General features: G+C 63.7%; 15 protein-coding genes. 8 read left to right on the forward strand and 7 right to left on the reverse strand.

Annotation, left to right across the window (positions count from 1 at the left end):
• Nucleotides 1-13: 13 nt before the first annotated feature.
• The 4 genes from ACSFA3_RS15605 to ACSFA3_RS15620 are packed head-to-tail and all read left to right on the forward strand — an operon-like array spanning nt 14 to nt 4,190.
• Entirely contained in the window at nt 14-1,342 is a 1,329-nt protein-coding gene (locus ACSFA3_RS15605; protein ID WP_435506397.1) for an ABC transporter substrate-binding protein, read from the forward strand.
• Between the two features lie 53 nt (nt 1,343-1,395).
• Nucleotides 1,396-2,256: a carbohydrate ABC transporter permease gene (locus tag ACSFA3_RS15610; RefSeq protein WP_435506911.1), complete on the forward strand. Its 861-nt coding sequence runs from the start codon at nt 1,396-1,398 to the stop codon at nt 2,254-2,256.
• Entirely contained in the window at nt 2,253-3,134 is an 882-nt protein-coding gene (locus ACSFA3_RS15615; RefSeq protein WP_435506398.1) for a carbohydrate ABC transporter permease, read from the forward strand. The genes ACSFA3_RS15610 and ACSFA3_RS15615 overlap by 4 nt, the downstream gene beginning before the upstream one ends.
• Nucleotides 3,135-3,194: 60 nt before the next feature.
• Nucleotides 3,195-4,190 (forward strand): LLM class flavin-dependent oxidoreductase, encoded by a 996-nt coding sequence (locus tag ACSFA3_RS15620; protein ID WP_435506399.1) that lies wholly within the window; start codon nt 3,195-3,197, stop codon nt 4,188-4,190.
• A gap of 17 nt (nt 4,191-4,207) precedes the next feature.
• On the opposite strand, the gene ACSFA3_RS15625 is transcribed toward ACSFA3_RS15620, so the two are convergent.
• A complete protein-coding gene (locus tag ACSFA3_RS15625) occupies nt 4,208-5,359 on the reverse strand; it encodes an alpha-hydroxy acid oxidase (protein WP_435506400.1) in 1,152 nt (383 codons plus the stop codon).
• A gap of 92 nt (nt 5,360-5,451) precedes the next feature.
• On the opposite strand from ACSFA3_RS15625, the gene ACSFA3_RS15630 reads away from it, so the two are divergent.
• Nucleotides 5,452-5,907 carry an acyl-CoA thioesterase gene (locus ACSFA3_RS15630; protein ID WP_435506401.1) on the forward strand — a complete coding sequence of 152 codons (456 nt, stop codon included), beginning with the start codon at nt 5,452-5,454 and terminating at the stop codon, nt 5,905-5,907.
• A 215-nt stretch (nt 5,908-6,122) separates the two neighbouring features.
• Here ACSFA3_RS15630 and ACSFA3_RS15635 read toward each other — a convergent pair whose 3' ends face one another.
• Entirely contained in the window at nt 6,123-6,356 is a 234-nt protein-coding gene (locus tag ACSFA3_RS15635) for a hypothetical protein (protein ID WP_435506402.1), read from the reverse strand.
• 264 nt (nt 6,357-6,620) lie between these two features.
• Here ACSFA3_RS15635 and ACSFA3_RS15640 point away from each other — a divergent pair, with 264 nt between their 5' ends.
• The gene (locus ACSFA3_RS15640; protein WP_435506403.1) at nt 6,621-7,730 is read left to right on the forward strand and encodes a helix-turn-helix transcriptional regulator; all 1,110 of its coding nucleotides are present in this window, start codon (nt 6,621-6,623) and stop codon (nt 7,728-7,730) included.
• 47 nt (nt 7,731-7,777) lie between these two features.
• On the opposite strand, the gene ACSFA3_RS15645 is transcribed toward ACSFA3_RS15640, so the two are convergent.
• Together ACSFA3_RS15645 and ACSFA3_RS15650 are read right to left on the reverse strand one after the other, a co-directional pair.
• Entirely contained in the window at nt 7,778-8,017 is a 240-nt protein-coding gene (locus tag ACSFA3_RS15645) for a DUF3606 domain-containing protein (protein WP_435506404.1), read from the reverse strand.
• A gap of 197 nt (nt 8,018-8,214) precedes the next feature.
• Nucleotides 8,215-8,490, reverse strand: a complete 276-nt coding sequence (locus ACSFA3_RS15650; RefSeq protein ID WP_435506405.1) for a DUF3253 domain-containing protein — start codon at nt 8,488-8,490, stop codon at nt 8,215-8,217.
• Here ACSFA3_RS15650 and ACSFA3_RS15655 point away from each other — a divergent pair.
• Nucleotides 8,489-8,755 carry a hypothetical protein gene (locus tag ACSFA3_RS15655; RefSeq protein WP_435506406.1) on the forward strand — a complete coding sequence of 89 codons (267 nt, stop codon included), beginning with the start codon at nt 8,489-8,491 and terminating at the stop codon, nt 8,753-8,755. The genes ACSFA3_RS15650 and ACSFA3_RS15655 overlap by 2 nt on opposite strands.
• Here ACSFA3_RS15655 and ACSFA3_RS15660 read toward each other — a convergent pair.
• The 3 genes from ACSFA3_RS15660 to hmgA all read right to left on the reverse strand — a co-directional run bounded on the left by ACSFA3_RS15660 (nt 8,739) and on the right by hmgA (nt 13,602).
• Nucleotides 8,739-10,868 (reverse strand): ABC transporter ATP-binding protein/permease, encoded by a 2,130-nt coding sequence (locus ACSFA3_RS15660; protein WP_435506407.1) that lies wholly within the window; start codon nt 10,866-10,868, stop codon nt 8,739-8,741. The two genes, ACSFA3_RS15655 and ACSFA3_RS15660, sit on opposite strands and share 17 nt — an antisense overlap.
• Before the next feature lie 107 nt (nt 10,869-10,975).
• On the reverse strand, nt 10,976-12,265 hold the full coding sequence (fahA, locus tag ACSFA3_RS15665; RefSeq protein WP_435506408.1) for a fumarylacetoacetase: 1,290 nt from the start codon (nt 12,263-12,265) through the stop codon (nt 10,976-10,978).
• Nucleotides 12,262-13,602, reverse strand: coding sequence for a homogentisate 1,2-dioxygenase (hmgA, locus tag ACSFA3_RS15670; protein WP_435506409.1), 1,341 nt, complete (start codon nt 13,600-13,602; stop codon nt 12,262-12,264). The genes fahA and hmgA overlap by 4 nt, the downstream gene beginning before the upstream one ends.
• Before the next feature lie 112 nt (nt 13,603-13,714).
• Between hmgA and ACSFA3_RS15675 the strand changes: the two genes are divergently transcribed.
• On the forward strand, nt 13,715-14,548 hold the full coding sequence (locus ACSFA3_RS15675) for an IclR family transcriptional regulator (RefSeq protein WP_435506410.1): 834 nt from the start codon (nt 13,715-13,717) through the stop codon (nt 14,546-14,548).
• Nucleotides 14,549-14,554 lie beyond the last annotated feature (6 nt).

Consider the following 14,554-nt stretch of genomic DNA (forward strand, 5'->3'; position numbering starts at 1 on the left):
CCAGGAGACAAGAATGAACGACTTCAACCGCCGCAGGTTTCTCGAAGGTTCCGCAGGGGTGGCCGCTGCAGCCACGCTGGGCACAGGCACCGCACTGTTCTCGACCGGCGCGCAGGCGCAGTCGATGACGTTCAAGCCTGAAGCAGGCGCCAAGCTGCGCGTGCTGCGCTGGAGCCGCTTCGTGCAGGGCGACATCGACGCCTACATGGCCAACGTCAGGCGTTTCACCGAGACGACGGGCGTCGAGGTCCGCGTCGACAACGAAGGCTGGGAAGACGTTCGGCCCAAGGCGGCGGTCGCAGCGAACACAGGTGCCGGACCGGACATCATCCTGTCGACCAACGACGATGCCAATCTCTATCCGGACAAGCTGCTCGACGTCACCGACCTGGCCGAATACCTCGGCAAGAAGTACGGTGGCTGGTATCCCGCCGGCGAGGCCTTCATGCGCCCGGACGGCAAGAAGTGGATCGGCCTGCCGCTGGGTGCTTCGGGCTCGCTGATCGTCTATCGCGAAAGCCTGGTGAAGGCCGCCGGCTTCGACACCTTCCCCAAGACCACCGACGGCTTCCTCAAGCTCTATCAGGCACTCAAGGCCAAGGGTACGCCCGGCGGCATGGCGCTGGGCAACGCCACCGGCGACAGCACCTGGTGCAACTGGCTGGTGTGGTCGCACGGCGGCAAGCTGGTCGACAAGACCAACAAGGTCGTGATCGACAGTCCCGAGACCATCAGGGCGCTGGAATACGGCAAGGAGCTGTATGCGAACTTCATACCGGGCACGCTGTCGTGGCTCGACCCGAACAACAACAAGGCTTTTCTCGACAGCCAGATCAGCGTCACCAATAACGGCATCTCGATCTACTACACGGCGAAGAATTCGACCGATCCGAAGCTCAAGGAGATCGCCGCCGACATGAACCATTCGGTGTTCCCGATCGGTCCGGTGGGCACGCCGACGGAGTCGCACCTGTTCTTCAACCAGATGATCATGAAGTACACCAAGTACCCGATGGCGGCCAAGGAGTTCCTGCGCTTCATGATGGAGAAAGAGCAGTTCGATCCCTGGTTGCAGGGCGGCGGCGGCTATACGGCGCAGCCGTTGCGTTACTACGAGAACAGCGCGGTCTGGACCGTCGACCCCAAACATCTGCCCTACCGCGACGCATTGAAGAACCTGCGCCCGGGCGGCTACGACGGCAAGCTCGGCTACGCATCGGCCGGCGCGGCTGCGGACTTCATCATCCCGAACATGGTGGCCGAGGCGGCCAGCGGATCGAAGACGCCGAAAGAAGCCGCCGAACGCGCCCAGAAGCGCGCCGAGCGTTACTACAAGCTCTGAGGGAACGCACGGTGTTCGCAAGGCTCCAGAACAGCCGCAATGCGCTGGGCTTCATGTTCATGCTGCCGGCAGCCGTGTTGCTGCTGCTGTTCCTCACCTACCCGCTCGGCCTGGGCACCTGGCTCGGATTCACCGATGCCAAGGTGGGCCGGCCGGGCCAGTGGATAGGACTGGAGAACTACGAGTACCTCTGGGGCGACTCCGTCACGCGCCTGGCGCTCTTCAACACGCTTTTCTACACGGCGGTGGCGAGCGTCTTCAAGTTCTTCCTCGGACTCTGGCTGGCCATCCTGCTGAACAAGAACATCCGGTTCAAGACCTTCTTCCGCGCCGTCATCCTGCTGCCGTACATCGTGCCGACGGCGCTGTCGGCCATCGCCTTCTGGTGGATCTACGACTCGCAGTTCTCGATCATCAGCTGGGCACTGGTGAAGATGGGCTGGATCGACACCTACATCGACTTCCTCGGCAGCCCCTGGAACGCGCGCATCGCGGTGATCATCGCCAACGTGTGGCGCGGCGTGCCCTTCGTGGCGATCACGCTGCTGGCCGGACTGCAGACCATCTCGCCGTCGTACTACGAGGCGTCGGCCATCGACGGCGCGACGCCGTGGCAGCAGTTCCGCCACGTCACGATGCCGCTGCTGACGCCGATCATCGCGGTGGTGATGACGTTCTCGGTGCTGTTCACGTTTACCGATTTCCAGCTGATCTACGTCATCACGCGCGGCGGTCCGCTCAACGCGACGCACCTCATGGCGACGCTGTCGTTCCAGCGGGCGATCTCCGGGGGTGCGCTCGGCGAAGGCGCGGCCATTGCCATCGCGATGGTGCCGTTCCTGCTGGCCTGCGTGATGTTCAGTTTCTTCGGCCTGCAACGCCGTGCGTGGCAACAAGGCGGGAACGACAAATGAGCAAGAACTCCAACGCCCAGGTCGACACCGTCGGCATGAGCTTCCTGGACACGCTTCCGCGCAAGATGGTGACCGTTTATCTGCCGCTGCTGGTCTTCCTGATCGTGCTGCTGTTCCCGTTCTACTGGATGGCGATCACGTCGGTGAAGCCGGAAGCCGAGCTGCTTTCGCGTGACGGCAATCCTTTCTGGGTCATCACGCCGACGCTGTCGCACTTCCACAAACTGCTGTTCCAGACCGCGTACCCGCAATGGCTGTGGAACACGGTGCTGGTGTCGGTGGTGTCGACGGTCGTGTCGCTGGTGGTGTCGGTGCTTGCGGCCTACGCGATCGAGCGGCTGCGCTTCACGGGCTCGAAGCACGTCGGACTGTCGATCTTCCTGGCGTATCTGGTGCCTCCGTCGATCCTGTTCATTCCGCTGGCCAACGTGGTTTTCAACCTCGGCCTGTTTGACACGCGCTGGGCGCTGATCCTCACCTATCCGACCTTCCTGATCCCGTTCTGCACCTGGCTGCTGATGGGCTACTTCCGCTCGATTCCGGCGGAGCTGGAGGAATGTGCGCTGATCGACGGCGCCAACCGGCTGCAGATCCTGATCAAGATCGTGCTGCCGCTGGCGGTCCCCGGCCTGATCTCGGCCGGCATTTTCGCCTTCACGCTGTCGTGGAACGAGTTCATCTACGCGCTGACGTTCATCTCGTCTTCGGAGGTGAAGACGCTGCCGGTGGGTGTGGTCACCGAACTGGTGCAGGGCGACGTCTACCAGTGGGGCCCGCTCATGGCCGGCGCTCTGCTGGGTTCGCTGCCGGTGGCTTTCATCTACTCGTTCTTCGTCGAGTACTACGTGTCTGGAATGACGGGGTCCGTGAAGGAATGAAGACACAAAGGTGAAAACCCCGCTGCAACGCGCGTTTCCGATCAGGCGGATGATGACCGCATGACCAAGCTTTCGATCCTCGACCTGTCCCCCGTCTGCGAAGGCGGCACGCCGGCAGACTCGTTCCGCAACTCGCTTTCGCTCGCCCAGCATGGCGAGGCGCTCGGCTACAAACGTTACTGGCTGTCCGAGCATCACGGCATGCCCGGCATCGCCAGCGCTGCAACCGCCGTCCTGCTGGCCAATATCGGCGCTGGCACGTCGACCATCCGGATCGGTGCCGGCGGCGTGATGCTGCCGAACCATTCGCCGCTGGTGATCGCCGAGCAGTTCGGCACGCTCGAATCGCTCTATCCGGGTCGCATCGATCTGGGCCTCGGTCGCGCACCGGGTTCCGATCAGCGCACCGCGCAGGCGCTGCGCCGCGATCTGCAGTCCGATTCCGACCGGTTTCCACAGGACGTGATCGAGCTGATCGACTTCATGAGCAAGTCGCCACGCCAGCCCGTGATGGCTGTGCCGGGTCGCGGCCTCGAAGTGCCGATCTGGATCCTCGGCTCCAGTACTTTCGGCGCGCAACTCGCAGCGCATCTGGGACTGCCATATGCCTTCGCGTCGCATTTCGCACCGCAGCAGATGATGCAGGCAATCCAGATCTACCGCGAGACCTTCAAGCCCTCTGCGCAACTGGCCAAGCCGTATGTGATGCTGGGTTTCAACGTGTTCGCCGCCGACACCGATGCCGAAGCGCAGTTCCGCGCAAGTTCGTGGCAACAGGCTTTCGTCAACCTGCGCAGCGGGCGGCCCGGTCGCCTGCCGCCGCCGGTCGAAGGCTATCGAGAGAAGGTCGGTCCACAGGAGCGGGCACTGCTGGATTCGGTGCTGTCATGCTCGGCTGTCGGTACGCCGGACAAGGTGCGCGAGGACGTGGCTGCGTTCGTGGCGCGGACGGGTGCGAACGAGCTGATGGTCACGTCGCAGGTCTTCGACCATGCGGCGCGGCTGCGGTCTTACGAGATTCTGGCCAGCGTGATGGAAGAGGCTGTGCCGGCCTAAGTCAGACGGTCAGACAGTCAGACCGGATACGTTCCCGGCAGCAAGATGCTCTTGTCCACCGTCCGGATGTCCGTGTGCCCGCAGAAGGCCATCGTCACATCCAGCTCCTTGTGGATCAGCTGCAGCGCCTTCGTCACGCCCGCCTCGCCCATCGCACCCAGCCCGTAGGCCATCGCGCGGCCGATCATCGTGCCGCGCGCACCCATCGCCCAGGCCTTGAGCACGTCCTGGCCGCTGCGGATACCGCCGTCCATCCAGACTTCGGTCTTGCTACCGACCGCGTCGACGATGGGCGGCAGCGCCTCGATGCTCGAAGGTGCGCCGTCCAGCTGACGACCGCCGTGGTTGCTGACCACGATCGCATCGGCGCCCGAATCGACCGCCAGCTGCGCGTCTTCGGCAACCATGATTCCCTTGAGGATCAGCTTGCCGCCCCATTGCTTCTTGACCCATTCGACGTCCGCCCATGACAGCGTCGGGTCGAACTGTTCGTTGGTCCAGGCCGACAGCGAATTCATGTCGCTCACGCCCTTCACATGGCCGACCAGGTTGCCGAAAGTGCGGCGCTTGGTGCCAAGCATGCCGAGGCACCAGCGCGGTTTGGTCGCGAGGTTGATCATGTTGGCGAGCGTCGGGCGCGGCGGCGCGGTGAGGCCGTTCTTCAGGTCCTTGTGGCGCTGGCCGATGACTTGGAGGTCGAGCGTCAGCACCAGAGCGCTGCAGCGGGCGACGCGGGCGCGTTCGATCATCCGCGCCATCGCGTCGCGGTCGCGCATCATGTAGAGCTGGAACCAGAACGGCGCGGCGGTGCTGGCGGCGATGTCCTCGATGGAGCAGATGCTCATCGTCGAGAGCGTGAACGGAATGCCGAACTTCTCGGCGGCGCGCGCGGCGTGGATTTCGCCGTCGGCATGCTGCATGCCGGTGAGCCCGACCGGCGCGATGGCGACCGGCATCTTCGCCATCTGCCCGACCATGGCGGCGGCGGTGCTGCGGCCCTCCATGTTGACGGCCACGCGCTGACGCAACTTGATCTTCTTGAAGTCGTCGGTATTGGCGCGATAGGTGCCTTCGGTCCACGAACCGGAATCGGCATAGTCGTAGAACATGCGCGGCACGCGCTTTTCGGCCAGCACGCGCAGGTCTTCGATCGTCGTAATCACACTCATCTGAGCATCCTTGGTTTTTTTTGATCGCCGCGACTTGTCTCCCGGCCAAGGGAATTATCCGGATAATTCCTGAAACTACCCGCGAGCCCACCATGTCGTCCATCACCCTTCGCTTCCTTGCCGAACCCAGCACAGTCAATTTCGGCGGCAAGGTACACGGCGGCACCGTCATGAAGTGGATCGACGAAGCGGGCTATGCCTGCGCGACGAGCTGGTCGCGACGCTATTGCGTGACGGTTTTCATCGGCAGCATCCGTTTCCACAGTCCGATCGGCATCGGCGACATGGTGGAAGTCGAAGCCCGGCTGGCCTACACCGGCAAGACGAGCATGAATATCTCGGTCGAAGTGCGCAGCGGCGACCTGAAGGGCGGCGGAATGCGCAAGACGACCGAATGCCTGATCGTCTTCGTGGCGCTGGATTCGCACGGACAGCCGCTGCCGGTGGATTCGTTCACGCCGGAGACGCCGGGCGAGATGGCGCTGGCGGAACGGGCCCGGGCGCATCTGACGGCGAGCCGGGCTGCAGGGACGGCTATCGGCGGCTGACCGGTGTCGGGCACTGCTGCGCTCGACTGTCCTTCGCGGTGCATTTCGTCTCTACCGAGCAACTCCCTCTTGCGTTGCAGGTGACGCGGGTCTTCATGCAACTATTGGCGGTGCGGAGATCTTGCGTGCACGTTTCTTTTGAAATGGCAAATTGAGAGAAGAGAACGCAAAAAAGAATGGCTGATCGCCTGGATAACATTTGCGGCACCTGACGATCAACCGTCGGCTTCGACGAAGCAAGTCCATCCGTAGATGCCGTTTGAACAATTGCAGCCTCCGGAACTCTTGAGGCCCAGCAGATTTGCCAGTTTCGTCGCTTCCGAACAGGCTTCCACGTTTCCGGTCTCACTTTCACCGTCGCCGGAGAATGGCATGCTCGCGGCGAGAGCGACTGCACCCAGTGCCAGCGCAGCGACACCGGCTTTTGCTGTCTGGAATGAAAGACGCATGAAAGCTCCTCGAATGGAGAAAGACAAAGAGCTTATTCAGGCGCAAAGCTTTCATGAATACTCGTTCTGCTGTTGACAGAACTCTTTCGAAAGTGCATGCCATTGGATTCGTGCACTGCATTCAGCAGTGCGCCATGACGAGCGCTTCGTTGCCGAGCGGTTCGACGACCTGTTGCTCAAGTCAGCCATGCTGCGTAGGATCGATTGCGACTCAGGGATCACACAAGGAGAGCTGATGGCATTTTCTTCCCGTGATTCGCACGCATGTTCCTGGCGCTGGCAGGAACGGCCATGAGCGCCAGTCCGGAAGTATTCAGGCGCGCTTTGGATGCGGCATTCGCGCTGTCCGAAATCGACCCTCCCTGGACTGAAATCCTGCGAGGCACGCGCGATCTTTTCGGAGGAGATTCCGCGACGTTCCTGCATGCGGAAGGAGATCGCCTCCTCGAATTGCGCCAGATGGACATCGAACAAGCTGCCGAACGCGAATATGTCGAGCACTTCGCATCACAGGACATCCTGCTGTCTCCTGCATCGTCGAGGCGTTCGGGTACATGGCTCGACACCGAAACACTCATGTCTCGCAAAGCGCGCGATTCCAACGCCTATTACTGCGATTTCATGTGCAAGCACGGAATGCGGCAAATGCGATCGCTGGTGATCGACAAAAGTCCGTCGATCAAGATCGGATTGAGCATTCAAAATGAATTTGCAGTCGACGACGCCCGCTTCGTCTCGAGTGCGCAGAAAGAAGCCTTTACCCAGGTCTTCCTTGCAGGCCTGCAACGCCGAAAGGAGACGGTTCGCAATTGGTTCGCGTCGGCCGAAAAGGCTTTTTCTGCTTTTGGGGAAGCCATGTGTCTCGTCGATGCGCAGGGCTGCATTGTCCAGTCCTCTCCTGAAGCACAAGCGTTGCTGGACATGCCCTACAGCCTGCATATAAGACATGGCCGCTTATGGCACCCCTTGTCCGATATCCGCACGCAATTGCTCGATGCATTTGCGAAATCCGATAACGGCGGGCGTCATTCCCGGGTCCTGATCCCAGCAACGACGGGCAGTCCGAACAGGGCAGTGGTGGCGGATATCGTCAGGGCCGATGAAAGAAGGAGCATGCGGAACCGGCCGCTTCTGATGGTGCGTATCGGCTTTCGGGAAAAGCCCGATTTGGCAATGCCCGCCATATCGGCCCGATATGGGATCACGCCGGCGGAGGGTCGTGTTCTTCTGGCATTGAGCCAAGGCCAGACCGCAGCGACCATTTCAAGACAGGCAAATGTGTCGCTTCACACCGTCCGCAAGCAGATCGCGATATTGATGGAGAAGACTGGCTGCTCGCGCCAACTCGATCTGGTGCTGCTCGTTCTGGGTTGATGGCCAAACGCAAAACGCCAAATGTCAAACGCCGAAGCGCATTTGGGCTAGGCGTTCTTTTCGCCGACCTCTTCGACACGCTCGCTGTTGGTCGTGCTGCGAGAGCCCTTCAGATGCATTTCGACATCGGTCGCGAGATCTCCGACCTCCTTGACGGCATCCGCGACCTGCATTTCGGTCACCTGAAGTTTCTTGGCCCATTCGCTCACGGACGCGCTGGAACCAGTATCGATTCGATCAGGAACGATACCGTCGGAGGGTGAGGTAGACGATTTGGAGTCGGTCATGGAAGTCCTTTGAAAATACCAACGTAGCCAAAGTCGGAGCGCGTGTTTGTAGGTGCAGTGCGCCGCGGACCTACGCGGAATCTGACACCGCGATGACAAGTCGAGTGCCAGGCAATGTCGACATTGAAGCCCTGACACAGATGTGCAGAGACCGACAGATGGCATCGCAACCAGACATCCACGGCAACAGACAACGGCTAGCGCGGTCGGCGCAGGCGGATCGGGCCACCTTCGGACTCCGCATCGACGATGTCGGCGCCACGCGTCACCTTCAGCTTTCCCTCCGAAGCCATCTTCGCCGCCACCCTTCTGACTATCGGCATCAAAGCGCGCCAGGCGTTTTCACCGGAAGCCAGCGCCCGCGCAACCTCCGACGGGCAGATCGAGGACGAAGCTACCCGGGCGGACAGCAACTCGCCGATCGTGTCCGCAATCACCCGGTCGTTTTCCGTTTCACCTAAAGGTTCAGTCATGTCCCGTACCCCTTCCATCACCCCATCGACCCACGCAACCGACACATCCAGGGAATCCGCCGCTGGCGAGGAAGATCCGGGCGCCGCGATTGCGCCATCGGCCGCGCCCGTCGATGCGGATCGGCTGCCGGAAGGGCATCCCGCCGGAGAGAAGGTACCCTGCCCCGGATGCGACGGTGTCGGTCACGACGATGGCGGCAAACCGTGTTCCGATTGCGACGGCAAAGGCACGGTCACGATAGCTGCAGTCAAGCCGCAGCAATGATCGAAAGGGGCGAAGCCAAAGCTTCGGTGCCCTTGTCGCTGGCCTTTTCGCTGGCCTTTTCGCTGTCCTCGTCGCCGTCGTTATCGAACCTGTAGTCCGCCGCCTCGGCCAGCGCCCATACACCGCCGCCGCTCAGGTGCAGCACATGCGTGTGATAGCGCAGCACCGCGGGTCGGTGTGCGATGCTGATGACGGTGACGCCCGCATCCTGCATCCGTCGATACAGCTTGGCTTCGTTTCGGCTGTCGAGCGCACTGGTGGCTTCGTCGAGGATCACCAGCCTGGGCATCCGCACCAGGACCCGAGCGAAGGCCAGTCGCTGCTGCTCGCCCATCGACAGGAGCTTTTCCCAGTCCTGCTGGGAATCCAGGCTGCCGACACGGCCGATCAGTTCCGAAAGCTGGACCTCGTCGAGGATTTCCTTCAGCCGCGCATCGTCGACTTTTTCGCCGCCGCTCGGCGTGCCCGGATAGAGCAGCTGGCTGCGCAGCGATCCGACCTGCATGTACGGCCGCTGCGGCAGGAAGAACATCTCGTCGAGCGGCGGATGACGCACCGCGCCGCTGCCGGTGCGCCAGAGTCCGGCCATCGCACGCAACAGCGAACTCTTGCCGCAGCCGCTCGGCCCGGTGATGAGCAGGCCGTCGCCCGGCGCCAGTTCCAGGCTCAGGTCCTTGACCAGCAATCGCCCGAACTGCGGCGTGTAGAGCGTGACCTTGTCGAGCACCAGACGGTCGCCGATTTCGGCATGGATCTGCGTCTGTGCGTCGGCCGGCAACGTCGATGCGGCGGCAAGCGCTGCTGCGGCGGCACTCCGTTGCTCCGCCGACATCGGACCGGCCACCGGATCGGGCGCATCCGCGAGTCCGGCCGGGCGCTGCGGTCGCGGGCGCTTCGCCCGGCGCTCGGCAGCCCTGTCCATTCGTGCGCGTCGATTGGCCGACACCTGGTGCGTACCTTTCGACGACTTCGGCACGGATCCGGCCACGACGACCGCAGCCGTGGTGACGCCTGGCGTCGCCAACGGCATCGACGCCGGCGTACTGGTCGGCTCATAGCCCGGAATGCCACCCTTGAACACCCGCATCGACAGCGTATGCAGCCGGTCGATGCCCGCGACGAAACGGCTCAGGCTCTCGAAGTTGTCGACGATCAGAGACACCGCGCCCAGCACGGCAACGAACGCACCCGCCGCCTGCACTGCCCGGCCGACTTCGAGGCGCCCCGACAGCACGTCGTTCGCCAGGATGATGCTCGGCACCACCAGCGTCAGCTGGCTGAAGGCGCGTTGAAAAAGATTGAGCGAGCGCTGCTTCTTGATCAATCGCGCGTAGTTCGCATAGACCGCGCCGAAGCGGACGTCGATCTCCGCACGCTCCTGCGTTTCGCCACGGTAGAAAGCGATCGATTCGGCGTTCTCGCGCAACCGGATCAGTCCGAAGCGGAAGTCGGCTTCGCGCCGCAGCTGCCAGAAATTGAGCCGGATCAGCGGCGCGCCGAAGATGAACAGCGCGCCGACCGTGCCGACGACGGCGTAGAGCGCCAGAAACCCGACCAGCACGTGCGAGATCGACCAGAGCACCGCGCTGAATGCGACCAGCTGCATCATCGAGCCGATGAAGATCAGCAGGAAATTGATCGACCGGCCGGTGAAACTGTTGATGTCTTCGCTGATGCGCTGATCGGGGTTGTCGATGTCGCCGGCGGTGTTCAGTTCGTAGTAGCGCCGACTGCCGAGATAGCCGTCGAGGAAGCGCGCGGTCAGCCAGCGGCGCCAGCCGTTGGAGAACGCATCCCGCATGTAGTAATAGAAGGCGTAGACCGGCACCGCGATGGCCAGCACGATGAGGCTGGCGCGCACGGCGCTCCAGAAACGGTCGGCTTCCTGCGCGGCGAGCGCCGACGTCATTTCGCCGGTCTTTTCGTTGAGCATCACCGCGAGCTGGGTTTCGCAGAGCATCAGCACGACAAGCAGCGCGATCAGCGTCCACGCCGTCTTCTTCTGGTCGCCTTTCCAGTAAGGCTTGGCAACGTCGACGAACTGGCGCCAGGCGGCGAGGGAGAGCGTGGGTGCGCGCCTCTTCAGTCTCTTGGGCGGCGTCGGGGCTGACATGGGGAGAGCGGCGCGTTGCCGCGGTAGATGGAACGCCCGGATTGTCTGCAGCTGGCACCGCGCGCCGTGTCGGACGAAGCCCCCGCGCGAATGCCGCCTTTAGGCTTTCAGGCCGGCAGCACGGTCCCCGTCACTTCGCCAAGACCGATGCGCGCCGCGCCGTCGCGCTCGCAGTAACCGCGCAACGTCAGCGTGTCGCCGTCCTCGAGGAACGTGCGTTTTTCGCCGTTCGGCAGCGCGATGGCCTGCTTGCCGCCAAGCGACAGTTCCAGCAGCGATCCGGCCTGTTCGGGTTCGACGCCCGACAGCGTGCCGGAGCCGAACATGTCGCCCGGCTGCAGGTTGCAGCCGTTGACGGTGTGGTGCGCGACCAGCTGTGCCGCCGTCCAGTACGCGGCGTGCCCATAGTTGCCGCGAGTCAAACGCACGGCGGGCTCGCCGGCTTCGCGCATCTTCGGCGTCTGCAGCCAGACTTCGAGCGTGATGTCGATAGCGCCGTGCGCGCGGTTGGCCGGCGAATCGAGATACGGCAACGGCTGCGGGTCGCCGGCCGGGCGCTCGAACGGGCTGCGGAACGGCGCCAGCGCTTCCATCGTCACGATCCAGGGCGACAGCGTGCTGGCGAAACTCTTCGCCAGGAACGGGCCGAGCGGCTGGTATTCCCAGGCCTGCAGATCGCGCGCCGACCAGTCGTTGAGCAGCGTGATGCCGAAGAGATGCGACTCGGCATCGGCGATGTCGATCGGTTCGCCCTGCGCGTTGCCGCGACCGATCATCAGGCCGAGTTCCAGTTCGTAGTCGAGGCGCTTCGACGGGCCGAAATTCGGCGCGGCATCGACGGGCGCGCCCGGCGTCCAGGTCTGGCCCTTCGGCCGCTTGAAGTTCGTGCCGCTCACGTTGATCGACGAGGCGCGACCGTGATAACCGATCGGCACCCACTTGTAGTTCGGCATCAGCGGCTGGTCGGGACGGAACAGCTTGCCGACCGTGGTCGCGTGATGGATGCCGGTGTAGAAATCGCTGTAGTCGCCGATGCGGCACGGCAGCGCATGCTCGACTGCAGATTGCGCTACCAGCGCCTTCGACCATGCCGCCTGTTGCGCGCTGCCTTCGGCGAGACCGGCCGACAGCGTTGCGCGAAGAGCCTGGCGCTGATCGGCGCTGGCGGCCATCAGCGTGTTCATGTCATCCGTATCGACGAGGCCGGCGGCCTTCAGATCGAGCACCTGGTCCCCGATGGCGACACCGATGCGGAAAGCCTCGTTGCCGCCAGCGAGCCGGAAGCGGCCGAACGGCAGGTTCTGGATCGGGAAGTCGGCACCTGCCACGTTCGCGGATTCGATCCAGCTGCGCAGCTTCGGATCGTGGGTGGCGTTGATTGCGATTGCGTTCGTCATGATTTGAATTGGTCCTTGAGGCCGGCCCAGCAGTCGGCGTAATCGTCGTCCAGCGCCGGGCTCTGCATCGCGAACGGCGTGGGAATGAAACGGAACCGGCTTTCGAACATGAAGGCCAGCGTGTTGTCGAGCTTGTGAGGCTGCAGATTGGCGTGGCTGGCCTTGTCGAAGGCTTCCTCGTCCGGTCCGTGCGGCACCATCGGGTTGTGCAGGCTGGCGCCCCCGGGCTTGAAACCGCCCGGCTTTGCGTCGTACTGGCCGTAGACCAGACCCATGAATTCGCTCATCAGGTTGCGGTGGTACCACGGCGGACGGAAGGTGTCTTCCATCACCAGCCAGCGCGGCGGAAAGATCACGAAGTCGCAATTGGCCGTGCCGGGCGTGTCGCTCGGCGAAGTCAGCACGGTGAAGATCGACGGATCGGGATGGTCGAAGCTGATCGAGCCGATGGTCATGAAGTTGACCGTGTCGTACTTCACCGGCGCCAGGTTGCCGTGCCACGCGACGACGTTGAACGGCGATTGCTTCATCGGCGCGCGCCAGAAGCGTCCGCCGAATTTCTTGACGATTTCATAGCCGCTGCCCGACTCGCCGTCGTCCTCGAAGGCCGCGACCGGCGCGAGGAAGTCGCGCGCGTTCGCGAGGCCGTTCGAGCCTATCGGCCCGAGTTCGGGCAGCCGGAACTGCGCGCCGTAGTTCTCGCAGACGTACCCGCGCGACGGGCCGGCGCCGGCCTCCGAATCCGGCAGCGCGACCTTGAAGGCCACGCCGCGCGGCAGCACAGCGATCTCGCCGGGCTTCACATCGAGCACGCCCATCTCGGTGGTGATGACCAGCCGGCCCTGCTGCGGCACCAGCAGCATCTCGCCGTCGGCGTTGACGAAGGCGCGGCGCTGCATCGAGCGACCGGCGAGATAGACGTGCGCGGCGACGCCGGTGTGCATCTCGGCATCGCCGTTGGCGGCCAGCGTGTGCATGCCGTCGACGAAATCGGCAGCCACGGCGGAAGCCTCGAACGGAATCGGATGCCAGCGCAGCGGCTCGGGCGGCAAGGCCATGTCGCGGTTGGCGCCTGTCGCCCACAGCGCTTGTACATACGGCTGATAGCGGCCGGACACGACGGACGGCTGGCGGCGGTAGAGCCAGCTGCGGCGACCGGTGTGGCGCGGCGCGGTAAAGGCGGTGCCGGAGATGAGCTCGGGATACAGATCGAACGGCGCGCGCTGCGGGCTGTTGCGGCCCTGGGGCAGCGCGCCGGGGACGGCTTCGGAGGTGTATTCGTTGCCGAAGCCGTGCTGGTAGCGCAGGTCGAGCGGATCGGGCGGGGTGGAAGTCATGAGGTTCGTGTCTCCGTCTGGACCGGATTTTATTTGTCTAATCCGAATTCGTTTGTACTGAGCGAATGACCAGGAGTTTAGACGCGTGATCCGTTAATGTCTAATCGAACCCATGACACCCGACGACACCCCGCCCGGCGACCGCACGCAGCGCGGCATCCAGAGCATCGAAGTCGGCGGTCAATTGCTGCGGGCGCTCGTGCATCACGGCCGGCCGATGGCGCTGAAGGACCTGGCGCGCGAGGCCGACATGACCCCGGCCAAGGCGCATCCGTACATGGTCAGCTTCGGCCGGCTCGGGCTGATCGAGCAGGACCCGACCAGCGGTCACTATCTGCTCGGCCCGCTCGCGCTGCAATTGGGGTTGATCGGCTTGCAGCAGGCCGATCCGGTGCGCATCGCCGCGCCGCTGCTCGCGCCGCTGGCGCAGGAAATCGGCCACACCGTTGCCATCGCGGTCTGGGGTGCGCGCGGCGCGACCATCGTGCAGATCGCCGAAGCGCCGTCGCCGGTGCATGTGAGCCTGCGGCACGGGACGGTGTTTTCGCTGACGCACACGGCGTCGGGGCGGCTGTTCGGGGCTTATCTGGATGCAGCGGTCGTGAAGGCGCTGCTTGACGACGAGCGGCGCCGGGCTGCGCAGCGCAAGCCGGTGGCTACGGCGGCGTTCGGACTGCCGCCGGCGCCGACTTTGCCGACCTGGGCCGAGTTCGGGTCACAGATCGATGAGGTGCGCAGCCACAAGATCAGCCGTTCGGAGAACGAGGTTCTCCCGGGCGTGAGCGCGATGTCGGCGCCTGTGTTCGACCATCGTGGCGCGATCGTGCTGGCGCTGACGGCCATCGGGCCAAGCGGGATCTTCGACACACGGTGGGATGGCGCGCTGGCTCTGGCGCTGCAGCGCTGCGCCAGGGCGGTGTCGGGACGGCTCGGCGCGCCGGGCTGACGACGA

Source organism: Variovorax glucosi (genome assembly GCF_051216695.1).
In the GTDB taxonomy this organism is placed as follows: domain Bacteria; phylum Pseudomonadota; class Gammaproteobacteria; order Burkholderiales; family Burkholderiaceae_C; genus Variovorax.

Excerpts from the sequence above, each read along its gene's own strand:
- ACSFA3_RS15605 (WP_435506397.1), top strand. The coding sequence starts at position 14 with ATGAACGACTTCAACCGCCGCAGGTTTCTCGAAGGTTCCGCAGGGGTG.
- ACSFA3_RS15610 (WP_435506911.1), top strand. The coding sequence starts at position 1,396 with ATGTTCATGCTGCCGGCAGCCGTGTTGCTGCTGCTGTTCCTCACCTAC.
- ACSFA3_RS15615 (WP_435506398.1), top strand. The coding sequence starts at position 2,253 with ATGAGCAAGAACTCCAACGCCCAGGTCGACACCGTCGGCATGAGCTTC.
- ACSFA3_RS15620 (WP_435506399.1), top strand. The coding sequence starts at position 3,195 with ATGACCAAGCTTTCGATCCTCGACCTGTCCCCCGTCTGCGAAGGCGGC.
- ACSFA3_RS15625 (WP_435506400.1), bottom strand. The coding sequence starts at position 5,359 with ATGAGTGTGATTACGACGATCGAAGACCTGCGCGTGCTGGCCGAAAAG.
- ACSFA3_RS15630 (WP_435506401.1), top strand. The coding sequence starts at position 5,452 with ATGTCGTCCATCACCCTTCGCTTCCTTGCCGAACCCAGCACAGTCAAT.
- ACSFA3_RS15635 (WP_435506402.1), bottom strand. The coding sequence starts at position 6,356 with ATGCGTCTTTCATTCCAGACAGCAAAAGCCGGTGTCGCTGCGCTGGCA.
- ACSFA3_RS15640 (WP_435506403.1), top strand. The coding sequence starts at position 6,621 with ATGTTCCTGGCGCTGGCAGGAACGGCCATGAGCGCCAGTCCGGAAGTA.
- ACSFA3_RS15645 (WP_435506404.1), bottom strand. The coding sequence starts at position 8,017 with ATGACCGACTCCAAATCGTCTACCTCACCCTCCGACGGTATCGTTCCT.
- ACSFA3_RS15655 (WP_435506406.1), top strand. The coding sequence starts at position 8,489 with ATGTCCCGTACCCCTTCCATCACCCCATCGACCCACGCAACCGACACA.
- ACSFA3_RS15650 (WP_435506405.1), bottom strand. The coding sequence starts at position 8,490 with ATGACTGAACCTTTAGGTGAAACGGAAAACGACCGGGTGATTGCGGAC.
- ACSFA3_RS15660 (WP_435506407.1), bottom strand. The coding sequence starts at position 10,868 with ATGTCAGCCCCGACGCCGCCCAAGAGACTGAAGAGGCGCGCACCCACG.
- fahA (WP_435506408.1), bottom strand. The coding sequence starts at position 12,265 with ATGACGAACGCAATCGCAATCAACGCCACCCACGATCCGAAGCTGCGC.
- hmgA (WP_435506409.1), bottom strand. The coding sequence starts at position 13,602 with ATGACTTCCACCCCGCCCGATCCGCTCGACCTGCGCTACCAGCACGGC.
- ACSFA3_RS15675 (WP_435506410.1), top strand. The coding sequence starts at position 13,715 with ATGACACCCGACGACACCCCGCCCGGCGACCGCACGCAGCGCGGCATC.